1 protein-coding gene is annotated in these 372 nt (G+C 72.0%); it reads right to left on the bottom strand.

The genetic code is table 11. The features are described 5' to 3' along the window. On the bottom strand, positions 1 to 210 hold a 210-nt coding region (locus HCK04_RS40680; protein ID WP_168066730.1), incomplete at its 3' end, for a hypothetical protein. Positions 211 to 372 lie beyond the last annotated feature (162 nt).

Genomic DNA, 372 nt, shown 5'->3' with positions numbered 1-372 from the left:
AACCTCCGCCGCCCCGGCCTTGCCCGCCAGGTCCACCAAGATCGGCTCCGCCAAGGTGGCCTGCTCGTCGGTCAGTCCGGCCACAGCGGCGCAGATGGCCTCCACCACCCCCGCCGCCAGCTCACCCGTGGCGAACTTCTCCCGCACGACGGGGAGGCGCGGCAGCTCCGCCCCCAACGTGAGCAGGCGGCCCGCACCACCCACCGTCATCCCCCCACTCGTGCGCAACCAACACCGGGTGGAGGCATGCCCATGCTGCCTGGCCTGACCCGCACGATGCACCCGCCCCACCCGATCGGCCAGCGCGCAGGTGATCCGATCGCGGGCGAACAGCAACTCCTCCGCCTCGGCCAGGCACACATCCACGTCATC

The organism is Microbispora sp. CL1-1 (assembly GCF_012034195.1).
In the GTDB taxonomy this organism is placed as follows: domain Bacteria; phylum Actinomycetota; class Actinomycetes; order Streptosporangiales; family Streptosporangiaceae; genus Microbispora.
This window is presented reverse-complemented; position numbering and strand designations above follow the sequence as displayed.